18 protein-coding genes and 4 pseudogenes are annotated in these 20173 nt (G+C 71.8%); 14 read left to right on the top strand and 8 right to left on the bottom strand.

All coding sequences use genetic code 11. From position 1 onward, the window contains the following. Positions 1 to 95: 95 nt before the first annotated feature. The 4 genes and pseudogenes from ACIP60_RS37975 to ACIP60_RS37960 all read right to left on the bottom strand — a co-directional run. Positions 96 to 668: pseudogene (locus ACIP60_RS37975) on the bottom strand (site-specific integrase); the annotation flags it as partial. A gap of 59 nt (positions 669 to 727) precedes the next feature. Then, complete coding sequence (locus tag ACIP60_RS37970; protein WP_400694145.1) at positions 728 to 1333, bottom strand: hypothetical protein; 606 nt, start codon at positions 1331 to 1333, stop codon at positions 728 to 730. A gap of 2260 nt (positions 1334 to 3593) precedes the next feature. Continuing rightward, on the bottom strand, positions 3594 to 5954 hold the full coding sequence (locus ACIP60_RS37965) for a caspase domain-containing protein (protein ID WP_400694143.1): 2361 nt from the start codon (positions 5952 to 5954) through the stop codon (positions 3594 to 3596). Further along, entirely contained in the window at positions 5951 to 6283 is a 333-nt protein-coding gene (locus ACIP60_RS37960) for a hypothetical protein (protein ID WP_400694140.1), read from the bottom strand. Before ACIP60_RS37960 ends, ACIP60_RS37965 begins: the two co-directional genes overlap by 4 nt. Positions 6284 to 6420: 137 nt before the next feature. Here ACIP60_RS37960 and ACIP60_RS37955 point away from each other — a divergent pair. From ACIP60_RS37955 to ACIP60_RS37905, 11 genes and pseudogenes are all read left to right on the top strand, one after another. After that, positions 6421 to 7670 (top strand): annotated as a pseudogene (locus ACIP60_RS37955) (IS256 family transposase). Then, the gene (locus tag ACIP60_RS37950; RefSeq protein WP_400694137.1) at positions 7667 to 8116 is read left to right on the top strand and encodes a hypothetical protein; all 450 of its coding nucleotides are present in this window, start codon (positions 7667 to 7669) and stop codon (positions 8114 to 8116) included. The pseudogene ACIP60_RS37955 and the gene ACIP60_RS37950 overlap by 4 nt, the downstream one beginning before the upstream one ends. A 379-nt stretch (positions 8117 to 8495) precedes the next feature. Continuing rightward, positions 8496 to 8819 (top strand): hypothetical protein, encoded by a 324-nt coding sequence (locus ACIP60_RS37945; RefSeq protein WP_400694134.1) that lies wholly within the window; start codon positions 8496 to 8498, stop codon positions 8817 to 8819. 41 nt (positions 8820 to 8860) lie between these two features. Continuing rightward, a pseudogene (locus ACIP60_RS37940) lies at positions 8861 to 9625 on the top strand (transposase). A gap of 489 nt (positions 9626 to 10114) precedes the next feature. Continuing rightward, positions 10115 to 10954: pseudogene (locus ACIP60_RS37935) on the top strand (IS5 family transposase); the annotation flags it as partial. Positions 10955 to 11019: 65 nt separating this feature from the next. Beyond that, positions 11020 to 11595 carry an RHS repeat-associated core domain-containing protein gene (locus ACIP60_RS37930; RefSeq protein WP_400694132.1) on the top strand — a complete coding sequence of 192 codons (576 nt, stop codon included), beginning with the start codon at positions 11020 to 11022 and terminating at the stop codon, positions 11593 to 11595. 584 nt (positions 11596 to 12179) lie between these two features. After that, positions 12180 to 12404, top strand: a complete 225-nt coding sequence (locus ACIP60_RS37925; RefSeq protein WP_400694129.1) for a hypothetical protein — start codon at positions 12180 to 12182, stop codon at positions 12402 to 12404. A gap of 73 nt (positions 12405 to 12477) precedes the next feature. Next, complete coding sequence (locus ACIP60_RS37920) at positions 12478 to 13194, top strand: HNH endonuclease family protein (RefSeq protein ID WP_400694126.1); 717 nt, start codon at positions 12478 to 12480, stop codon at positions 13192 to 13194. A 234-nt stretch (positions 13195 to 13428) separates the two neighbouring features. Further along, complete coding sequence (locus tag ACIP60_RS37915; RefSeq protein WP_400694123.1) at positions 13429 to 13893, top strand: ATPase; 465 nt, start codon at positions 13429 to 13431, stop codon at positions 13891 to 13893. Then, on the top strand, positions 13890 to 14312 hold the full coding sequence (locus tag ACIP60_RS37910) for an HIT family protein (RefSeq protein ID WP_400694121.1): 423 nt from the start codon (positions 13890 to 13892) through the stop codon (positions 14310 to 14312). The genes ACIP60_RS37915 and ACIP60_RS37910 overlap by 4 nt, the downstream gene beginning before the upstream one ends. 279 nt (positions 14313 to 14591) lie before the next feature. Next, positions 14592 to 14750, top strand: a complete 159-nt coding sequence (locus tag ACIP60_RS37905) for a hypothetical protein (RefSeq protein WP_400694118.1) — start codon at positions 14592 to 14594, stop codon at positions 14748 to 14750. Between the two features lie 121 nt (positions 14751 to 14871). Here the strand turns inward: ACIP60_RS37905 and ACIP60_RS37900 are convergent, their stop codons facing one another. Both ACIP60_RS37900 and ACIP60_RS37895 read right to left on the bottom strand, forming a co-directional pair. Continuing rightward, positions 14872 to 15354 carry a hypothetical protein gene (locus ACIP60_RS37900; RefSeq protein WP_400694115.1) on the bottom strand — a complete coding sequence of 161 codons (483 nt, stop codon included), beginning with the start codon at positions 15352 to 15354 and terminating at the stop codon, positions 14872 to 14874. A 66-nt stretch (positions 15355 to 15420) separates the two neighbouring features. Continuing rightward, positions 15421 to 15837, bottom strand: a complete 417-nt coding sequence (locus ACIP60_RS37895) for a hypothetical protein (protein ID WP_400694112.1) — start codon at positions 15835 to 15837, stop codon at positions 15421 to 15423. 227 nt (positions 15838 to 16064) lie between these two features. On the opposite strand from ACIP60_RS37895, the gene ACIP60_RS37890 reads away from it, so the two are divergent. Further along, a complete protein-coding gene (locus ACIP60_RS37890; RefSeq protein ID WP_400694109.1) occupies positions 16065 to 17438 on the top strand; it encodes a hypothetical protein in 1374 nt (457 codons plus the stop codon). Positions 17439 to 17580: 142 nt separating this feature from the next. Here the strand turns inward: ACIP60_RS37890 and ACIP60_RS37885 are convergent, their stop codons facing one another. Both ACIP60_RS37885 and ACIP60_RS37880 read right to left on the bottom strand, forming a co-directional pair. Then, a complete protein-coding gene (locus ACIP60_RS37885; protein ID WP_400694107.1) occupies positions 17581 to 18021 on the bottom strand; it encodes a hypothetical protein in 441 nt (146 codons plus the stop codon). A gap of 64 nt (positions 18022 to 18085) precedes the next feature. Next, on the bottom strand, positions 18086 to 18544 hold the full coding sequence (locus tag ACIP60_RS37880; RefSeq protein WP_400694104.1) for a hypothetical protein: 459 nt from the start codon (positions 18542 to 18544) through the stop codon (positions 18086 to 18088). A 135-nt stretch (positions 18545 to 18679) separates the two neighbouring features. Between ACIP60_RS37880 and ACIP60_RS37875 the strand changes: the two genes are divergently transcribed. Beyond that, positions 18680 to 19219 (top strand): SMI1/KNR4 family protein, encoded by a 540-nt coding sequence (locus ACIP60_RS37875; RefSeq protein WP_400694102.1) that lies wholly within the window; start codon positions 18680 to 18682, stop codon positions 19217 to 19219. A 102-nt stretch (positions 19220 to 19321) separates the two neighbouring features. Further along, entirely contained in the window at positions 19322 to 19885 is a 564-nt protein-coding gene (locus tag ACIP60_RS37870) for a hypothetical protein (protein WP_400694099.1), read from the top strand. Positions 19886 to 20173: the final 288 nt, after the last annotated feature.

Here is a 20173-nt window from a genome sequence, read left to right as displayed (position 1 = left end):
CACCCGCCGAATACGAGACCGCCTACTACCTCACAGCCGAAAAACCCCAGGTCACAACCACAACATGAGATCTCTACCGAACTCGGGGCGGTTCAGAGCTCCTTGATGACGACGAGTTCGACGCCCTGTTCCAGGAGGAGGGTGGCCGTCGAGTGGCGGAGGTCGTGGAAGCGGATGCGGCGGAGGCCGGCCTTGCGGAGGAGCGTGATGAAGGCGCGGGTGAGGTTGGTCGGGTCGATCGGTCGGCCCTGCGCGGTCGTGAACACGTGCCCGTCGTCCTGCCATGTGGTGCCCGCGGCCTCACGTTCGCGCTTCTGCTGCTCTTGGTGGAGCTTCAACGACTGGACGCAGCGGGTGGGAAGGGCGATGCGGCGCTCGGAGGCCCGCGTCTTGGTGGGCAGCGTGGTGAGCCCGCCTGCGGCGGTTCGCTGGAGGGTGCGGCGGATGGCGGCGGTGCCCGCGTCGAGGTCGAGGTCTGTCCAGCGCAGGCCGAGGAGTTCGCCCTTGCGGAGTCCGGTGTGGAGGGCGAGTTCGAGCAGCGCGTGCAGCCGGTGGTTCTGGGCGGCGGTGAGGAACTGCCGGGCTTCGTCGGCGGTGAGGGGTTCGAAGCGTCGGGGGCGTGGGGTGCCGGTGCGGACGTTACGGGCGACGTTGCGCGGTATCTCCTCTGACCCGTCTCAAGTTAGTTTGACGCGTCTCATCGAAGTTTGACCGGCGAGGGTTTGTCTCATCGAAGTTTGACCGATGTGGCTGAGCCGGGGCGTGTCCAGAGGGTGAGGTCGCTGCTGGTGGCGATGGCGAGGGTGCGTCCGGACGGTGAGAAGCCAGCAGTCCGCAGTTCGGAGTAGTTGGAGTCGAAGATGTGCCACCAGTCCTGCCCGTGTGGTCCGTTGTGGGGCATGCCTCCGTCCGCGGACAGCAGGACGCGGTCGTGCGGCCAGTCGGGGCTGACCACCTCCAGGGTCCAGCCGTCGTGGGTGGTGGTGTGCAGGCCGCCTCCGAAGAGTCCCGCGATGCGTACCCGGGTCGCGGAGAGGGGGCCGAGCCCGGGGCAGGAGAGATCCGGCTGCGCATCTGGGGTGCTGTCGTCGGGGTCGGGGTCACGGTCCCGTGCGATCTTCTCGCCGGTTGTGGTGTCGAAGAGTCCGTGGCCATGGAGGGATGCCACCATGAGCAGGTCGCGGCCGTCGTCGGGGGCGGGGGCGAAGCCGACTCCGAGCAGCCCGCCGATGGGGATGCGCCGGTTGAAGACCGGGCGCCAGGGAGCGGGCGGTGCAACGACGGGGGCGGACAGGAACCGCTCTCGCAGGCGCTGTTGGTATTCGGAGATCAAGATGACCTTCTCACCTCGGTGGGACGTTGACCGCCTCAAGGCGATGACGGGAATCGTGCCGGATTCGTTCGCAGGCATCCTCCGCGGTCAAACTTCGATGAGACGCGTCAAACTAACTTGAGACGGGTCAGCTGCGCCGCTTCCGATGGCGCTTCCGATGGCGCTTCCCCTCCCCGGTCGCCGACCCGGGTCCCCGCCCAGGTCAACGGGTTGGTGAAGGCCGCCCCACGGTCTGACATCCCTGTCCCTGGCCCCTCTTCCTGCTGTGGTGGGTGGCGGTGGCGTCGGACGGGATCGGCGGCGCTGCGCGGGTTGTTCCTGGGCGCCTGCGGCTGGCCGACGGCGCCGGCTGGGCCGCCGGGCGCGGGGTCGCGGGCCCGGCCGGGCTGGTTGCCTCCGAGGTTGCCTCTGGGGTTGCGTCTGAGGTTGTCTCAGCCCTGCCGCCTGGCAGGGTGTCCGTGCAGCTCAGGGGCTGTTTGTCCATCGCCGGGCCGTGCCGACTACTTCTCCCTGGGCTTCTGCGGGCCGGGCGGAAGTCCCCGGGGGGCGGAGTTCGGCGGCGGAGTGGGCGGCGGGCACCAGGCGGAGCGCGGGGGTCGGTCGGCCTGGTGCCGCGCGCCGCGCCGGGAGAGCTGCTCGCCTGCCGCCCGACCGGGCGGATGGGCACGGCGGCCACGAGGGCCGCCCCCTGCCGCTGCGCGGGCCCCTGGGCGGGCGACGCTGCCCCGGGCCGGCCGGGCCGGCCGGCTCATCGGGCGCCGGGACCGGTTCGGTCGGGGCAGCGGCACAGGTCCCGACCCAGGTCCTGACCTGGGTCCTGACCTGAGTCCTGGCCTGGGTCCTGACGTAGGTCCTGACGCCGGTCCCCCGGGTCCGGCGCGGGACCGGCGTACGTGCAGCTCGCGGGCCCGTCCAAGGGTCCCGGAAATTCCGACATCCCTGTCCCTGGCCCCTCTTCCTGCTGTGGTGGTGGGTGGGTGGTGCCGGACGGGACGGACGGGCGCTGCGCGGGCCTGCCCCGGCGGCCCGGCCGGGCCGGAGCACGACCGCGGCCAGGCCGCCGAGCACCGCCGCGCCCGCAGGCTCGTTGCACCCGTCGGCCGGCCCCGGGAGCGGTTTCGTACCTGGTTTCGTACTTGGTTTCGTTTCCAAGCACCCCCGTCCCGCCGCGCCCGGCCTGTTTTCGCAGGTCGGGCCCGGCAAGTTCGGCCCGGCCGGTGTCGACTTACCCCTGGGAGCCCCCGACCCGGCCGACGAAGGAGGAAGGGGAGGGTGGTGGGCGGCGGCACTCGGGGTTCGGGGGACGCTGCGCTGTGCTGTTCTTCCTCCTCCTCGACCGGGGCGGCCGGGCCGGTGACCGGGCGGTGACCGGGTGGGGCCCGGGTCGTTGGGCAGGCCGACAGCTCATCCCTGACTGCCCCGTCCGGGCTGTCGCGGGCCCCTTGTCGCGCCCCCTCTGGAGAGGACGCGACAGGGGCCGCTGTCGCGCCCTGTGGCCTGTGCCAACCCCTCTCGGCCCCCCGCCCGTGGCCCGTCGCGACAGCACCACCGGCACGACCCCGCCCGGACCCGCCCGGACCCGCCCGGACCCGCCCGACCCCGCCCGGACCCGCCCGACCCCGCCCGGGCCCGCCGGCGGGCCCGCCACCGCTGACGGTTAGGGTCGCTGTCCTGAGCGCTGTGAGGTCATCGACGCGTTCCAGCGCCGCGTTCCGGTCGGCTGCGGGGAAGTGGTGCCCGGCCGGAGTGCATGCACTGCCGCGCACGGGTCATACGGGCGGTGCGGAACCCTCGCCCAGTCCTGTGGGCGCGCCCGATCCTCCAGGTCCGGGTTCCGCGCCGACGCCGTCCCTGCGGTGACCGGCCGCGCTTCGAGCACGCGGCCGGGGCCGACGCAGCAGGGGCGGCGTCGGCACGCACGGCCCGGTCCGGCCTGCCCGGCCTGCGACTGGTTGATGGGGAGTGACTTCACCGACGGCGAGTACGTTGAGGCCGACCACCACTGCGCAGGGGACCGATAGCTCACCACGGGGGCGACCCACCAGGTCGACCCTCACCGTCATCCCGCCGGCCTTGGGTGGTCGGTTGCTTCGGCGGTGCGTGCCCCGGCCGCTGCCGGGGCCGTGCGGGTGTCCGGCGCCCCGGCCCCGGGCCGCATCGGGCGCCGTCCGGGGCGGTGGTGGCCGGGGCTGCTTTCCGCGGCCGGAGGCGGCCCGCCATACCGGCCTCGGGCCGCCTTGGCCGCCGTTCCCGGCCCGGGTCACTCGTCCTGGCCAGCCCACGGCATCCGGCCGGACGAGCCCACCAAGGTGATGCGGTGGCCGGCGAAGCGAGCCACCGCCCGCTCCAACCGCCGGGGGTGGACGTCGACATACTCTCCGTACCCGGTGAAACGGCACAGGATGAAGCCGCCGCCGAGGCCCGCCATCCGCTGGAACGCGCGGCTGAGCGCGCCTTCCCTCGAGGGCCACAGGACGACGCGGCCCTTGTCCACCTGGACGCTGCGCACGAGGGCCCAGCCGATGGCGGGCCTACGCCGGCCGCGGCCGGTGACCGTGATGCCGTCGGTGTCCATCCGCAGGGTGAACCGGTCCAGGCACGGCCCCTGCAGGAGGAGGAAGCCGATCGTCACCTCGGCCTGCAGCACGCACAGCGCGAGGAAAACGGCGGCTGCCCCGTGCGCGAGGACGCCGAGGCCGCCGAGCCACCGGCCGACGTTGAGGACGAGCAGGTCGATGCCGACCAGAACGGCGACGGTCCGGGCGCCGTTGTACCTCCCTTGCAGCACCAGCGCCTCGGCGTCGTCCCGCAGCACGCCGTCGTCGCAGTGGAGGTCCGGGCTCCAGCGGTGCCCGGCGAAGCGCTCGAGGGCTTCGTCGATCCGGTCGGCCGGGCCCCGGAGACGGCGCAGTGGCAGCCGGAGCACGGGCGGGCTGTCGGACGACTCCGTGGTGCGGATCACCAGGTGGCCGGGGCGGTTCTCCCAGTCGTGGGATCGCTCGCACCCGACGGATCGGACACAGCTCCAGGGCCAGAACCGTGCGTCGGCCCTGCGGCCGTCGCGCACGCGCAGGCCAGTCGCGTCGATGCGCAGGTCGGCGGGAACGGCCTTCTTGGCGGGGCTGGTCACCGGGAGGGTACTGCCGAGGGACAGCAGCAGGGCCGGGGGCAGGGCGCCCCACATCCCGGCCGTCACCAGGCAGCCGATGAGCCCGAGGGGCAGCACGAGCAGTCCCGCGGTCCCGAGGGCGGCGAGGGGTGCGGCGGGGCGGGCGTAGTAGGCGGGCCGCTTGTCGGTCACCGGTCGGCCCGCGGGCGGGAGCCAGCGGTTGCCCGCTGCCGTGCGCAGTGCGGCGTCGAGCTGGGCGATCACCGGCCCGCTGAATCCGAACAGCGGGGTGAGCCGTACCTGGTGGCCGTCTCCGGCCCGCCGGTTGTAGCGGCGGAGCGGATTGCGTCCCGGGCCGTGCGCGCCGGGTTCGAGGGTCAGCCACAGATCGCGCCTGCGGCCGTCGGGCCGGCGGGTGCGGATCTGGACGTGAGCCACCGATGTCCACGCGTGCGCGGCGACAGTGCGTGTCGCGCTGCCGATCCGCAAGCCGTCGGGGCCGACGTACACCTCGATCTTGTGGCGCAGCACGGCCATCAATGCCAGGAGGCCGTATGCGCAGGTGACTTGGAACGTGAGCAGCGGGGGCGGGTGCGCGACCCGGGCGGCCTGCACGTAGGCGGGGACGCCGAAGGCGAAGCCGGTGCAGAGCAGCGTCCAGGTCCGCCACAGGGCCAGTACGGACCCGCGCTGGACGAATTTGTCCTCGCCGGCTCCGGTCTCTTTGTCGCCGTCCCGCGGTGCTGGCGTCGGGGAGGGTGATGCCGAGGACGGCGGGACCGCGCGGTTGACGGTCAGGGCGATGGCGTTGCCCGTCTCGGTATTGAGCTGGCGCGGTGGCGGCCGTCTGGCCGCGGCCAGCCGTCTCCTGATCTCGGGGAACACCTCGCCCAGGGTCAGCGGGTCGCCGGCGCCCGGGATCCCTTCCCCGAGGACGGACAGCAGCGTTCCGGTGAAGGCGGTGTAGGTGGCCCCCAGCGGTGCCAGGGCGGCCTGGTTCGGGTGGGCCGAGGCCATCACGTACGTACCCTCGATGTCCAGGTCCGGTGACGGCGCGCCCATCCGGGTCCGCACGGCCGGTCCGCTGAAGCAGCAGTCCAGGATCAGGACGCGCTTGCGCGCGCGGCTGTTGTACAACGCCCGCCGTAGGAGCTCAAATGGCAGCGCCGTGACCTCGGGGCAGTCCTCCTGCGAGCTGGGCACTGTGAGGTAGAGGTCGTCCAGTTCCCCGTCCGTCGGCCGCAGTCCATGCCCGGCGTAGTACACCAGGAGCAGGTCCTCGGCGGTGCCGGCGCCCTCCTCGATGGACCTCAGCATCGAGAGCGAGTCGGCCGGGTCCTCGACCACGACGACTTCTTCGGCGCGCAGCGCGGCGCCGTGGTCACCGGTCAGCATCGCGTGCAGGGCCCGCACGTTCGCCCGCACCGAGGGCAGGTCGGCGAGGGCGGCCTGCTGGTAGGAGGCGGTCCCGATGATGACGGCCGCGCTGCGCGGCCGACCTCCCGCGGTCATCGCGGCCCGGTCTTCTCGAGCAGCGCACGGAGCTGGCGTCTCGCCTCGTCGGGGTCATCGGAGCTGACCGTCACCCGCCGGTGGTCGGCCGTGGTGACCTCAATGGTCGTGCGGCTGCGCCGACGCCCCGCCAGCCAGCCCCAGAGCCCGGTCACCAGCGCCGGTCCGGTGCCGTCGAGCAAGATGTGCAGGGCCTCCGCGCCCGCCCCCATCTCACCCGGGCCGGGACGGCCGCGGACCACCTCGCACCGCCCGCGGAACTCCGGCTGCTCGGTCAGCCAGTCCAGCAGCGACGCCAGGTCCTCTGTGCTCTTCGAGCGGACGAACACTCCCACCGTTCCCCCGAGTCAAGCTCAAGACCTGTGGATCAACCCCGGGCGGGACGCGGAGGGCGTACCTTCCCGAATGATCCTGTGATGGTCACCGAGTAGGCCCGCGTTGCAGCGCGGGTCGGGAAGGCGCGCCCGTGCTCAGCGTAGTGAACGCCGATGGTTCGACGGAGTCTGGTTCCCTGATCGACGAGATCGTCCGCGAGGGCGCCCGGCGCATGCTCGCTGCCGCGCTGGAAGCAGAAGTCAACCAGTACATAGCCGAGTTGGCGGCGGAGAAGGACGAGTGCGGGCGGCGCTTGGTGGTCCGCAACGGTCACCACCGGCCGTGGTCGGTGGTCACCGCGGCCGGGCCGGTCGAGGTCAGGGCCCCGCGGATCAACGACCGGCGCGTGGACGAGACGACTGGAGAGCGCAGCGGTTCTCCTCGAAGATCCTGGCGCCGTGGTGCCGCAAGTCGCCGAAGATCTCCGAGGTGCTGCCCCTGCTCTACCTGCACGGCCTGTCGTCCGGGGACTTCGTGCCCGCTCCGGAGCAGCTCCTCGGTGGCACCGCCGGCCTGTCGCCGGCCACCGTGACCCGGCTGACCAAGCAGTGGAGCTACGACCACGCTGCCTTCCAGACCCGGGACCTGTCCGACCGGGACTACGTCTACGTGTGGGCCGACGGAGTGCACCCCAAGGTCCGCCTCGGCCAGGCCCACTCGTGCGTCCTGGTCCTGCTCGGCGTCCGCCTGGACGGCACCAAGGAGCTCATCGCTCTCGCCGAGGGCCTGCGAGAATCGACCGAGTCGTGGGCCGACCTGCTTCGAGACTGCCGCCGCCGCGGGATGCGTGACCCCGAGCTGGTGGTCGGGGACGGCGCCATGGGCCTTTGGCGTGCGCTCGCCGAGGTGTTCCCGGCCGCACGGCACCAACGGTGCTGGGCCCACAAAAGCCGCAACGTCACGAACTGCCTGCCCAAGTCCGCACAGCCGGGCGCGACGAAGGCCATGCAGCAGATCTACAACGCCGAGGACCGCGGCCATGGCGAGCGGGGGATCGAGGCGTTCGCACGCGCCTACGGCGCCAAGTTCCCCAAGGCGGTCGCGAAGATCACCGACGATCGGGACGAGCTACTCGCCTTCTACGACTTCCCTGCCGAGCACTGGATCCACCTGTGGACCACGAACCCCATCGAGTCGACCTTCTCCACGGTCAAACTCCGCACCAAGGTCACACGAGGCGCCGGCAGCCCGGCCGCTGCCCTGGCGATGGTGTTCAAGCTCGTCGAGTCCGCCCAGGCGCGATGGCGCGCGATCACCGGCGCCCACCTGGTGCCGCTGGTCCGCGCCGGCGCCCGCTTCGAAAACGACGTCCTGGTCGAGCGGCCCGAGGTGGCAGCATGAACGACATGTTCGAAGCACTCGAAGCTCCGACCGACCGCGATCCGGATCGTCGGGACGTCGCCGCCGACGTCCTCGGGGACGTCCTGCGCGGCGCCGCACTCGACTCGGACTCCGCTCGCCTGGTCGTCGGACGTCTGGTCAGCGTGGCCGTCAACGAACCGGTGACCAAGGTACGCGAGTCCGCCCTGAACTCGACCAGCGAGGCGTTCGACCACTACCGCCTGCCTCTGGCCCTCGTCGAACCGCTGACCGCAGCCATGCCGACGATGAAACGTCAACTCCTCGTCCACACGCTCTACATCCTCGGGGCCACCCACGACCCGCAGGCCCGGCCGCTAATCGAGCCCTTCCTCCATCACCCCGACCCAGAGGTTCGCGAGGAGGCTCGGCTCGCAGCAGCCGAGCTCACCGCTGTCGAGCAGAATGGCCTCACCCACAACTCTTGACTATTGCTCCGTTCCCCCCGGAATCCGGACTCCCCCTCTTTGTTCGAAATGATGGCGCAGGGGTGACCCGGTCCGCCAGAGCGGGGATGCGCACTCGGCCCGACCACCAGGCCGCAGCCGCGCCTCAGTTGGCCGCCTTGCACGAACCGCGTACCGCCCTGAGCCGGTGCGGCGGGCCCGGACAGAATGCCCGGCTTTTCCCACGGCCGCTCTCCGTTGGGGTCAGGACTGCGTAGCGGGCGGCAGAGATCGTTATGTCTGCTGTGGAAATCGGTGGTCCTGCCATGGCTCGAAGTGGCAGCCTGAGGGCTGTCCCGCAACCAGAGCTTCGAACTGAGGGTGTGTGGACCCCGGGCGGCATCCGGCGGATGATCTCGCCATGTCTATGAACGAGGCGCTGACTGACACAGAGCTCGACGCGATGGAGAGGCGCATCGCGGGCGCTACGTCGGGCCCCTGGGTGCCGCTGCTGGAGACCCGCTGGGGAACCGGCGGCGCGAGTTGCATCCAGGTTGACCCGGACGTCGCCGAGCAGGACGACGAGATGTATCTCAGGAGGTTCATCGGCGGGCAGGAGGTGCTCGGTCCGGACCGGCAGTTGGATGCCGATCTCGACTTCATCGTCGCCGCCCGGGAGGACATGCCGCGCCTGATCGCCGAGGTGCGGAGGCTGAGGATGCTACTCGTGGCGCAAGGCGTCTGAGGTAGTTCTCCGACGGGCAATCGGCATGAGATGCTCCTGACGTGCCCAGCCTGATCACGGCGTCGGAGCCATCATGGATAGCCCCGTTCACCGGGCTGAGCCCGCGAGACTTCCGCAAGCTGGTGACCGCGCTGCGCCGCGAGGGCGCTGGCGCGGTGCGGCCCGGCCGGCCTTGGAGTCTGCCCTTGGCGGACCGGGTTCTGCTGGTCGCGGCCTACTGGCGGACGAACCTGACGCTGCGGCGGCTCGCGCCGCTGTTCGGGGTGTCCAAGTCGGCGGCTGACCGGATCATCGACCACGTCGGGCCGCTGCTTGCGCTCAAGCCCCGGTAACGGTTCCGCAAGGGCACCGTGCTGATCGTCGACGGCACTCTGGTCCCCACCCGCGACCACAGCATCGCCGAGCAGTCCGAGAACTACCGGTACTCCACCAACCACCAGGTCGTCGACGCCCACACCCGCCTCGTCGTGACGGTCGGCAAGCCGCTTCCCGGCAACCCGAACGACTGCAAGGCCTGGGAGGAGTCCGGAGCCAAGGCCGCCGTCGGCAGAGCGACCACGATCGCCGACGGCGGCTGTCCGGGAACCGGCCTGGTCATCCCGCACCGCCGGCCGTGTGGTGGCGAGCTCACCGAACGGCAGGCCGAGCACAACCGTGAGCTCAAGCAGGTCCGCGTCCGCGTCGAGCACGTCTTCGCCCGGATGAAGACTTGGAAGATCCTGCGCGACTGCCGGCTCAAGGGAGACGGCGTCCACCACGCGATGCTCGGCATCGCCCGCCTGCACAACCTTCTCCAGGCCGCGTAGGGCAAGGTACGGGCAGTCGGCGATCCGGCTCCCGCCCGCCCCGAAGATCAATTGCGGGACAGCCCTTGGGCAAATGGAACATGTCGCCCCGCACGTGCTGCGAACCCTTCGGTACATCGACACGATGCAGGTTCGGGGCGTCTCCCTCACGGCCAGGCAGATCGATGCCTTCGCCACAGCCACTCCGCCGGCCGATGTACGCCGAAGCGACCCTTTCAACCCTTTCGCCGGCATGTTTATACGGCAGGGACACGTTATCTCACCTGCGCAGCCAGTCTTCGACTACCTGGTGCGCGTGGGGTGGGGAGACATCACAGCGGGCGGGGTCGTCCTGACTCCACAAGGGCGTGCTGTCATGACCTCGGATACGAAGGCGGGTGGGGACGGGATCGTGGTTGCCGACGTCGTTCTGAGACCGCGTTTGAGATCTGCCGTGTTGTGGGGCTGGCGGGGGCGTTGAGCTCTGTGTGAGTGGGCTCTGGGGGTAGGTATCCGTCGGACCTGGCGGACGGGCAGTGGGCGTTGGTGGAGCCGTTGCTGCCGCCGGCCCGGGTGGGTCCGAAGGGCGGTCGGCGGGAGAAGCATCCGCGGCGGCGGATCGTGGATGCGATCTTCTGTGTGGTGCGGACCGGGTGTGCCTGGCGGCAGCTGCCGAAGGACTTCCCACCGTGGCCGACGGTGTACTGGTACTTCACCTGGTGGCACGACGACGGCACCGTCGAGCGCATCCATGACGTTCTGCGCGGGAAGGTTCGCGAGGCTGACGGACGCGACGTGGAGCCGAGCGCCGGTTTGATCGACTCGCAGTCCGTCCGCACCGCCGACACCGTCCCCGCCGCTACCAGGGGCTTCGACGCGGACAAGAAGGTGAAGGGCCGCAAGCGGTTCATCGTCACCGACACCCTCGGCCTGCTCCTGGCCGTCCACGTGGTTGCGGCGAGCATCCAGGACCGCGACGGCGCGAAGCGGCCCCTGCTGTGGACCAGGTTCGGACCACCCCGGCGTCAAGGAGGTGTGGGCCGACCAGGGCTTCGCCGGCCGTCTGGTCGAGTGGACCGCCCGGATCCTCGGCCGTGACCTGGAGATCGTCCGCAAGGACCCCGGCCGGCGCGGCTTCCATGTCCAGCCCAAGCGGTGGGCGGTGGAGCGCACCTTGTCATGGCTCACCGCCCACCGGCGCCTCGCCCGCGACCACGAGACCAGCCCGGCCCACTCGGAGACGATGATCCGCTGGGCGATGATCGGTGTCATGGTCCGTCGACTCACCCGAGGCCGGCCCGCTCAGCGACCGGGCCCACGACCCCTTCGCCAACACCGCCCTGGGCGTGACAGCCCTTCAGACCGGCACCATCACAACCAGCATGATCCGAGGGCCCTCGGGCACCCTCACCGGTATGACCCGCAACGGCGCCACCTACCACCACCTCACCGACGCCCAGGGCTCGGTGACCACCGTGGTCGACAACGCCGGCCAGCAGGCCGACGCCTACACCCCCCACGGCACCGCCCGCACCACCACCGAAACCGTCCCCCAGCACTGGCGCTACACCGGCGCCTACCTCGACCCCACCGGCCTGTACAAGATGGGCGCCCGCTACCACGACCCCGCCCTCGCCCGCTTCACCCAGCCCGACCCGTCGGGCCGCGAGACCAACACCTACGCCTACACGGGCGGCGACCCCGTCAACTACACCGACCTCAACGGCACCAGTCTTCTGGGCCTTGTCAGCGCAGCGCTTGACTGGAAGTCCGTCATTGATGTCGCAGGTGCAGCAAGCGAGGATGACTCGTCCGGAGCATCTGCTTCGACGGCAGGGACGCTTGCAGGTGCGATCCCTGAGAGCACGCGCGGTACGGCCGCCCTGGCGGCTGGCACACCCACTGGAGGAATCGCAGCCGTAGGCGTAGGTGCCCTGTGCCTCGGTTCCGGTGAATTCGATGGATCGCAGGTTGAGGGGGCTCTTTCCTAATGGTTATTGCTATTCCTTTTCGTGCTGCGGATGTCATCGCCGGGAGCTGCTGAATGATTGAAGTGCCAGATTCGAGCCAGTATGTTGCCGGCCGTTTTACCTATGCGAGCCCATGGGTTTTTCTGGCCGTAGCCGCTGCAGGCGCGGTGATTATCGTCGTCGCGGTCCTGATTAAGAATTCGGGAAAGTAGTTGCTGGAGCCCGGGTAATCATCCGGGCCCCAACCCCCGTCGCCTTAGGAATCGGCGGGGCATCACTCGGCACCATCGGAGCCGGCCTCGGGATGATCGATGACTGCTGACAACAAGAAGCCGTGGAGCATCCGATTGATCTGGCTGGGAGGGCTCCTCTTCCTGATCGGACTGATCCTCTACACGGTCGACCACTTCGTCTGAGCCCTTCACCGACTCCGACTGGTCGAGCGCCAAGACGCACGACACGTTGCCCCCTGCCAGGCCCCGCACGGGTCCGGCAGGGGACCTCGGTACGCGAAGTCCCAGCACGGACCGGACTACGACCAGCCCACCCTGTTGTAGAGGTGCCGTCGCGATCTGAAACGCAGAAGAGGGCTGTACCCCTGCATCATGCCGGGCACAGCCTTGGCCGATCCCGCCCACCTACGGCCGACCGAACACCTCGACCCGGGCCGGCAGGACGCCCTCCTGCTCCACATCGTCCTGGCCCTGCCCGTCGACGTCATCGCCGACCTCACCGGAGCCGAGGCCGCGACCGTCCACATCCGCCTTCGCGGACCCACGGCGTCCATCCGCGAACGCACTGGGCCCCGTCCGGGTGACGGCGGGCGGTAACCCGAAACCGGGCGCCGGTTGTGGTGGCTGGGCCGGGTGCTGCGGGCTGTCTCGGTCTTGGGGAGTGTGTTCCGTGCGCGTCCGTCCCGTCCTCGCCGCCGTCCTGTCCGCCGCCGCGGCGGCCGCGCTGCTCGCCGTCCCGGCCCACGCCGCCTCCGCCACCGAGCCCGCCTCGGCCATCTCGGCGGCTGCCGGGCAGCACCGTACGGTTGGGGAGCAGGTCACCACGACGCTGTGGGAGGCGATCGCCGCGCTGCCGGTGGCGGAGGAGTCCCGGGAGGGCTACGAGCGCACCGAGTTCCGGCACTGGATCGACGCGGACAAGAACGGGTGCAACACCCGGGCGGAGGTGCTGATCGCGGAGGCGGCGTCCGCGCCGTTCGTCGGCGCGAAGTGCTCGCTGTCGGGCGGGGTGTGGGTATCGCCGTACGACGACGTGGTGGCCCAGGACGCCAAGGCGCTGGATGCGGTCCATGTGGTCCCGCTGGCGGAGGCCTGGGACTCCGGTGCCTCTGCCTGGTCGGCGGAGAAGCGGCAGGACTACGCCAACGACTTGGACGAGCCGCGGGCGCTGATCGCGGTGTCCGCGAAGTCGAACCGGTCCAAGGCGGACAAGGACGTCGCCCAGTGGCTGCCGCCGGCCGAGGGCTACCGCTGCACCTACCTGACCGACTGGACGGTGGTGGAGACCCGCTGGGGCCTGACGGTGGACCAGGTCGAGGCCCAGGCGCTGCACTGCCTGGCCGCCGACTGCCCCGACGAGGAGCTCACCGTCACTCTCGCCCGCTGACTCTGCGCGGTCCCGGTCCCGCCGGGCCAGTGTGAGGGCCGGGGTGCGGCGGCGGGCCCGCCGCGCCTTGGCCGTCCCCCGCCGCGCCTTGGCCGTCCCCGCCCGGGGCGTGTGTCCGAACGCCGTGTCACGGCATTCGAGTCCGGGCCCCGGCATCCCGGCCGCACCGCCCGGTGACCGACTGGCGACTGGCAACCCCCACCGGGCGCGCCGTCCGGGCGGCGGGATGGACGCATGACGACCCATCAGACGGACCCGGCCCCGGCCTGCCCCCACGATGCCGTGGTGCTCGAGGCGGACGACCGCCTGGTGCAGGTGGTCATCACCTCGTTCGGCCACGGCCACGGCGACCTGGTGCCGGAGGCCGACATCCTGCTCGACCTGCGGCGCTCCTACAGGAACCCGCACTCCGACCCGGCGATGCGCGAGTTGACCGGGTTCGACGACCGGGTCGCCGCGCACGTGGACGCCACCGCGGGGATCGGCGCCCTGGTGCGGCACACGGTGGCCGCCGTGCTCGACCTGGTCGCCGAGGTCGGCGACCCGCAGCACCGGCTGATCCGGGTCGCGGCGGGGTGTGTCGGCGGGCGGCACAGGTCGGTCCGGGTGGCCCGGGCGGTCCGAGAGGGCGTGCGCGCGGCCGGGCTCGGCGCCGAGGCACTCCACCTGCACGTGCGCCGGCCGGTGATCCAGCAGTGAACGCCCGCCCCAGCGCGGGCGGGTGCCCGTTCTGCGCAATCGCCGAGGGCCAGGCCCCGGCGGTGGTGGTGCGCCGGTGGCCGGACGCGCTCGCCATCGCCCCGCTGCGCCCGGTGACGACGGCCGGGCACGTGCTGGTGCTGCCGATCCGGCACGTCGCGGACTTCACCACCGACCCGGAGGTCAGCGCCGCGGTGATGCGGCGGGCGGCCGAACTGGCCGCCCGGCCGTGCAACCTCATCGCCAACGTCGGTCCGGAGACGAGCGCCAGCGTCGAGCACCTGCACCTGCACGTAGTCCCCCGCCGGTCGGGCGACGGACTGGTGATGCCGTGGGACCAGCCGCCCGGCCCGGCCGAGGACCACCTCCAGCCGACGATCACCACCATCGCGTCATCGCTATCGAGCAGGCCCTGCTGAGCGCGCTGGCCGCCGACCCGGAGAAGGACACCGTCGTGCGCGCGGAGCGGTACAGCACCCGAGAGAGCCCGCCGGGCTTCCGGTACAGCCTGACGGTCGACTGTTCGGACGGATGGAGGCTGTTCGCCACCTGCGTAGGCACCGCCCGCAGGAACGAACGTCTCGCCGACCAGAAGCACTACCGGCCTGACGAGAGCGTGTAGGGCGCGGGTTCACTCCGGGCGCGGCCGGCGTGAAATGACGGTGCTTGAACCGGTGACGGCAGGTCAGACTGTGCGCATGAATCCCGATCGCCGCCCGCTGGGGCTGACCTTCTCCGAGCCCGCCGTCGACCAGGTGCTGCCGGCCGATGCGCGCCCGCTGCTGCTGCCCGAGCAGAACTCGCCGTTCCTGGAGCCTGAGACCGGCCTGCCCGCCCCTTCGGCCGCGGGAGGCTGACCCGTCCGCACCGGCGCCGGATCGTACTGCCCGGCGAATGCCGGGGGCGGGACCACCACGTGGTGGTCCCGCCCCCGCCCGTTCCTGTTCTGGCTCGGTCGGCCGGGCCGGGACACCGGGTTCAGCTGGCCGGGCGGTCGGCGCGGTCGGCGAGGTAGCCGTTGATCCGTCCGGTTTCGAACGCCAGGGTGTGTGGGAGGTCGTGTCCGGCCCACATGCCGAGGGTGAGCAGGAGCTCGCGGGCGTCCTCCACGCGGTGGCCGGGGCGCAGGTGGGCGAGCAGGTGCAGGCCGATCGCGGTCAGGGCGGGGATGTCGAGGGGCCGGTCGGGCGCGGTGGCGGTGTGGGTGGCGACGGTGTCGAGGATGGCGATCGCGGTCGGTCCGGCGGGGTGTTCGTGGAGTTGGGCGTGGGCGACCTGGTCGCCGAACTCGACCAGCCACCGGCGGACCTTCTCGTCGCCGTCGCCGTCGCCGTCGTCGCTGTCGCCGTGGCGCAGGGCGATGAGGCCGACGGCGAGGTGGGCGGCGGCGGTGGTGGCGTCAATGGGAAGGGTGCCGCGCCGTTCCCAGGTCTCGACGGCGGCGGTCAGGCCCTCGAACATCGTCCAGCCGGGCGCGGGCCGGCCCAACTGGCGGGCGGCCGCGTCGCGGGCGGCGGCGCCCAGCAGTCACAGCGCCAGGGCCTCGGCCCGCTCGGGCGGGCCCTGGCGGTGGGCCCGGGCCAGGGCCTCGTACTGCGAGCGCGCGTAGCCGCGCAGCCCCTGCCCGTCGGTGCTGTCCGGTCCGGGGCCGGTGCGGTGGTGGAGGTCCCACCCGGCCAGGGCCCGAGCGGCGTCCTCGGCATCGGCGGCGCGTTCGGGCTCCAGCAGCGCATCCCGGTCGGCCAGCGCCGCGCCGCGCACCAGCACCTCGCGGCCCAGGATCCGGTCCGCCTCGCTCCAGGCGTCGGTGCGGGCGGCGGGGCTCATGCGGCCCTGGTCGGGCAGGTGGCCTCGCAGGCGGTGCAGGGCCCGGGCCTCGACGTCCTCGTGGGGCGCGTCGGCGTAGGCCGGGACGGTGGTGGTCATCGTGGTGCCCTTCGTCATCGGTTCGATGCGCGCGGTCCGAAGGCCCTGGACGGCCCAGCGCTCCCAGGTCCCGGGAGCGGTACCGCGCAGGGCGTCGCGCTTGTACTGGGCGCTGCTGCGGGAGACGCCCAGGGCGCTGCCGAGATCGCCGGTCGACCCGCCAGCGGCCCGGTGCGCGCGGATCGCGGCGTCCCGGATCCCCTCCAGCCGGGGGATCAGCCGGCGGGCCGAAGACCTCGCTGCAGGTGACCGTCGCGCCGTGGCTGGGGCAGGGCGATGCCCGGCAGCAGGCCGTCAGCGCGCTCGCGGCCCCGCTCGCCACCGCCCCCGACGGCACCCGGGACGGGGCGACGTTCGCCCGCCGCTACCGGGCCTTCACCGCCGACCTCGGCGTCGCCCCGGGCGCGACCACCGCGATGCTGCTCCTGGACGCGGTGCGCCTGCGGGTGGAGTGGGTGAAGGACGAGGCGACGGGGGAGTGGTCCTCGCACCTGCGCGAGGGCGCGCTCCCGGCCGGGGACCGGTGCGCGCCGATCGCGGCCGGTGCCCGGCACCCCCTGACCCGCGAACTGCTCAGCGCGGGCCGGGCGGTGTTCGAGGAGGAGGACTACAAGTGGTGGGCGCGCGAGCTCACCGACGAGGAGGCCGGGCGCCGGTTCGCGGTCGCGGTCGACGTCTGCGCCTCCTACCTGTCCGTCACGGACTCCCTGCCGCTGCCGATCGGCGAGCTGGAACACGTGAGCAACCCGGCCTGGGGCAAGGGCAAGACCGCGGGCCTGTGGCTGTGCGACTTCACCCGCGTCCAGGTGGACGAGCTGCTGCCGCACCCCGCCACCTTCCACGGACGCCCGCCGACCGGGCCCGGCTGGTACGCCACCCCCACCGTCGCCTACATGGCCTCCACCTACGGCTTCGACCCGGCCACGATCACCGAGGCGTACCTGTCCACGCACACCGCGCCGCTGCTCAAGGAGTGGACCACCCGCATCCGGGGCGGCTACAAGCGCGTCTACGCCGACCTCGGCCTGAGCGACGGCCAGGGCCCGGCCGAGTTCCTCGCCGCGTACGCGGTCCACAAGGAGACCGGCGCCGACGCGGTGCGCGCGGACGCCCTGACGCTGGGCTCCCTGTACAAGAACATCTACAAGGGCGGCATCGGGAAGTGGTCCGACTCCGCCCGCCACCTCGACGACGAAGCCTGGCTGGAGAAGGTCGCCGCCTCCTGGTCCTACCGGCCCGAGATCCGCTTCCACATCATCGCCGCCGCCCGCACCGCCGCCCACCGCCGGATGCGCAAGACCTGGCTGCTGACCGGCCGGGCCCCGTTCGCGGTGAACGTCGACTCCTACCTCTACGCCACCGACGCCCCCTCCCCGATCGAACTCCTGCCGGTCAAGGACGACGGCTCCCCGGTCCCGGGCGCGCTGCGCCTGGGCATCGCGCCCGGCAGCCACAAGCACGAGGCGTCCGTCCCGCTGCAGGAGGCGGTGGAGGCGATGGAGCGGCGCGAGCACCCCTCCCGGCTGACCCACCAGTACGCCACCGACGGCACCCCGATCCAGACCAGCACCATCACCGAGTCCGAGAGCACCGACGAGCAGAAGGAAGGTGAGGCGTGATGCCCGGCGGATTCAGGGGCCTGTTCGGGAGGGTCCGCGAGACGCTGTTCCCCTCCCGGCGGGCCCCCGTGCAGACCACCACCCAGGCCGGACAGGTGAGGGAGCGCAAGTACGGCGGCAGCACCAGAGCCATGGCCGCCGCCTACGGCGTCGCCCCCCGCACCATCTCCCGCTGGGTCGACGGCACCCGCCACCCGGCAGGCCCGCACCGCGAGAAGCTGCGCCTGGACGCGGTCGACGTCCAGACCACCGAACGCGGCCGCGCCCGCAGGGCCAGGCAGCTGGCCCAGCTCGGCCCCACTCCGGGATCACCGCCCGGGTCGGCCGCGCCCGCACCTTCGAGATCCAGGGCTCCGACGCCGTCCGCGCCCGCGACATCCACCTCGACCTCACCGGCGACCAGGCCGCCGCCCTCGCCCTCGCAGGAGACGAAAGCGAGGTCCGCGAGGTCATCGGCCAGGCCCTGGCCGACTACTTCAACGGCGGCTCCTACGGAGGCTTCAGGCCGGACGACTTCGAGTACGACACCGACGACTTCGACCTGAACTGACCGTCCGACACCCCGTCCCAGGTGGCGGCCCACCCGGGCCGCCACCTGGGCGCACCCTTGCCCGTCGCCAGATAAGCGCCGACGGAGCCCACCCGGCCTACGCGTTGGCCCTGCGGCGGGCCCTGGCCCGGTCGAGACGGTAGAAAAGCGCGTACTCCTCAGGGCCGGCCCACGCGAACGCGCCGGCCTTGCGCGCCATGGCCGCCGCCGCCCACGCGGCGACCCCCATGGCGGGGGTGCCGAAGACCACCAGGGCCAAGAACGCAGGGCCGCCGGTGAGAGCCGTCACGGCCATGCTCTCAAGGAAGAACACGGCCCCCGCCGCCAAGGACGCCCGCACGGGCCAGCGCCTGGTGGGCGCGCCCTTTGGGCTCGCGGCCAGAAAGACCCCGGCCACCAGTCCCGGCAGCGCCCCCGTGGCCAGACCGAACGCGACGGCCGCGAGCCCGAGCCAGAAAGACGTCGCGACACCCGCACCGATGAACAGGCAGGGCACGGCTCCCACCACCGCACCCAGCCCGGTGGCGTGCCAGACGACCGTCGACTTGCGAAGCACGATGCACCTCTCCTCGACAGCGGACTGTATGCGAAACATCGGACAAGCGATAAGTCCACACCGGGAACCGCTCGGCTTGGCCGCAGGGCCGGTGCCGGTAGCCTCGTCCTCCCTGACGAGTGGAGGTGAAGCCTTGTGGAAGACGCGCTCGATGCCCTCTTCGGCCTGCTGCCCCGTCCCGGCGGCGTCCGGGCCAAGGACTGGCAGGCGGTACGCGGCCGGCTCCGGGTCGATCTGCCCGCCGACTACAAGGCCTTCATCGACGCCTACGGGGGCGGCCGCGTCGACTGCTACCTGTGGGTCCTGGAGCCGGGCTGCGCGAATACGTTCTACGACCTCATTACGGCCGACGAGGAGCGCGCGGAGGCCAACGGGCAGCTCTGGGGGGGCGGGGAGGCCAAGCCGTCCGAACTCGGCGAAGCCGACGCCCGGCTCATCCCGTGGGCGTCCACCGACAACGGGGAGTTCCTGTACTGGCTCGCCCGCCCCGGCCAGGACCCCGACGCCTGGACGGTCATGGTCAACGAGGCCCGCGGCCCCTGGTGGGAGCACGTCGACCTCACCTTCACCCGCTTCCTGACCGCGGCCCTGACCGGGGCGATCCGCTGCGAGATCCTCTCCGACCTCTTCCCCACCTGCCCGCACGACTTCCAGCCCTCCCGCCACTTCGCGTGACCGGCCGTTCCCGGGCACGGCTTCGCGTCGCCCTCCCGACGCGGCGTCAACTCTTCGCCCGCAAAGGAGATTTGGCGGTCCACCGGCGGGCAGGCGGCCGGTATGGCGTATACAGCGGAACGGGGCCGCCCCGCGGCGGGCGGCAAGCGCATCTGGGTCCTCTGGGCGGTGGGGGCGGTGTCGGCTGCCCTCTACGCGGTGTTCCTGCACGTGTCGAGCGGGGGGCCGTGGTGGCTGTCGATCGCCGCGGGGGCATTGTGGGCTGTGATGACCGTCGGGCTCATCCACTGGGGCCAGCGGCGTCGTGCCCGGAAGCTGGGGCTGAGCGGCCTGGCGGAACTGGCCGAGCTGGGCCGTGCCATCAAGGACGAGCGCATCCCCCAGGACCCGGTCCAGCAGAACGTCCTGCGCACCGTCATCCGGCACAACCGCAAGCGCCGACGCCTGGCCCTGTGGTCGTGGCTGATCGTGGGCGCGGTCATGATCTGGAACGCCGTGTCCATGTGGCACCGGCACGGCCCGGCCGCCGGGATCATCTCCTCCCTGTTCGTCCTGGCCTGGATACCGACGATGTACTTCGCCGACCGCCGCCAGCAGCAGAAGCTCCACCACCTCGAACTGCGTTTGCAGGAGCTCGACTCCGGCCGCACCCCCTCCGCCCCGTAGGCGGCACTCCGGCAGTCCAACGCCCCGGCCCTGCCTCCGTGAGGGATCCCCCGCCGCACGTGTCAGCGAAGGATCCCTCATGGAGGCGGGGCCGGGGATTTTCTCTCCCGTAAGTGGTCAAAGCGGCTGTGAGCTGGGATTTTGCGTGGAGATCGGTCGTGGGCGGACGGTAGGGTGCGGCTCTCTTCCCCCCTTGTACGAAGACGGAGTACGCATGTCCTCGCCCGCCTCCTACGCCTCCCCGCGCGTGCTGGCAACCGCCTGCTCGGTGCTGCTGGGCCTGACCGG

The sequence above is a fragment of the Kitasatospora sp. NPDC088783 genome, assembly GCF_044750705.1.
Taxonomy (GTDB): Bacteria; Actinomycetota; Actinomycetes; order Streptomycetales; family Streptomycetaceae; genus Kitasatospora; species Kitasatospora fiedleri.
This window is presented reverse-complemented; position numbering and strand designations above follow the sequence as displayed.

Bases quoted from the DNA above. Each gene is read 5' to 3' on its own strand.
- ACIP60_RS37965 (WP_400694143.1), bottom strand. From the start codon at position 5,954: ATGACCGCGGGAGGTCGGCCGCGCAGCGCGGCCGTCATCATCGGGACC.
- ACIP60_RS37950 (WP_400694137.1), top strand. From the start codon at position 7,667: ATGAACGACATGTTCGAAGCACTCGAAGCTCCGACCGACCGCGATCCG.
- ACIP60_RS37945 (WP_400694134.1), top strand. From the start codon at position 8,496: ATGTCTATGAACGAGGCGCTGACTGACACAGAGCTCGACGCGATGGAG.
- ACIP60_RS37930 (WP_400694132.1), top strand. From the start codon at position 11,020: ATGACCCGCAACGGCGCCACCTACCACCACCTCACCGACGCCCAGGGC.
- ACIP60_RS37925 (WP_400694129.1), top strand. From the start codon at position 12,180: ATGCCGGGCACAGCCTTGGCCGATCCCGCCCACCTACGGCCGACCGAA.
- ACIP60_RS37915 (WP_400694123.1), top strand. From the start codon at position 13,429: ATGACGACCCATCAGACGGACCCGGCCCCGGCCTGCCCCCACGATGCC.
- ACIP60_RS37905 (WP_400694118.1), top strand. From the start codon at position 14,592: ATGAATCCCGATCGCCGCCCGCTGGGGCTGACCTTCTCCGAGCCCGCC.
- ACIP60_RS37900 (WP_400694115.1), bottom strand. From the start codon at position 15,354: ATGTTCGAGGGCCTGACCGCCGCCGTCGAGACCTGGGAACGGCGCGGC.
- ACIP60_RS37895 (WP_400694112.1), bottom strand. From the start codon at position 15,837: ATGACGAAGGGCACCACGATGACCACCACCGTCCCGGCCTACGCCGAC.
- ACIP60_RS37870 (WP_400694099.1), top strand. From the start codon at position 19,322: ATGGCGTATACAGCGGAACGGGGCCGCCCCGCGGCGGGCGGCAAGCGC.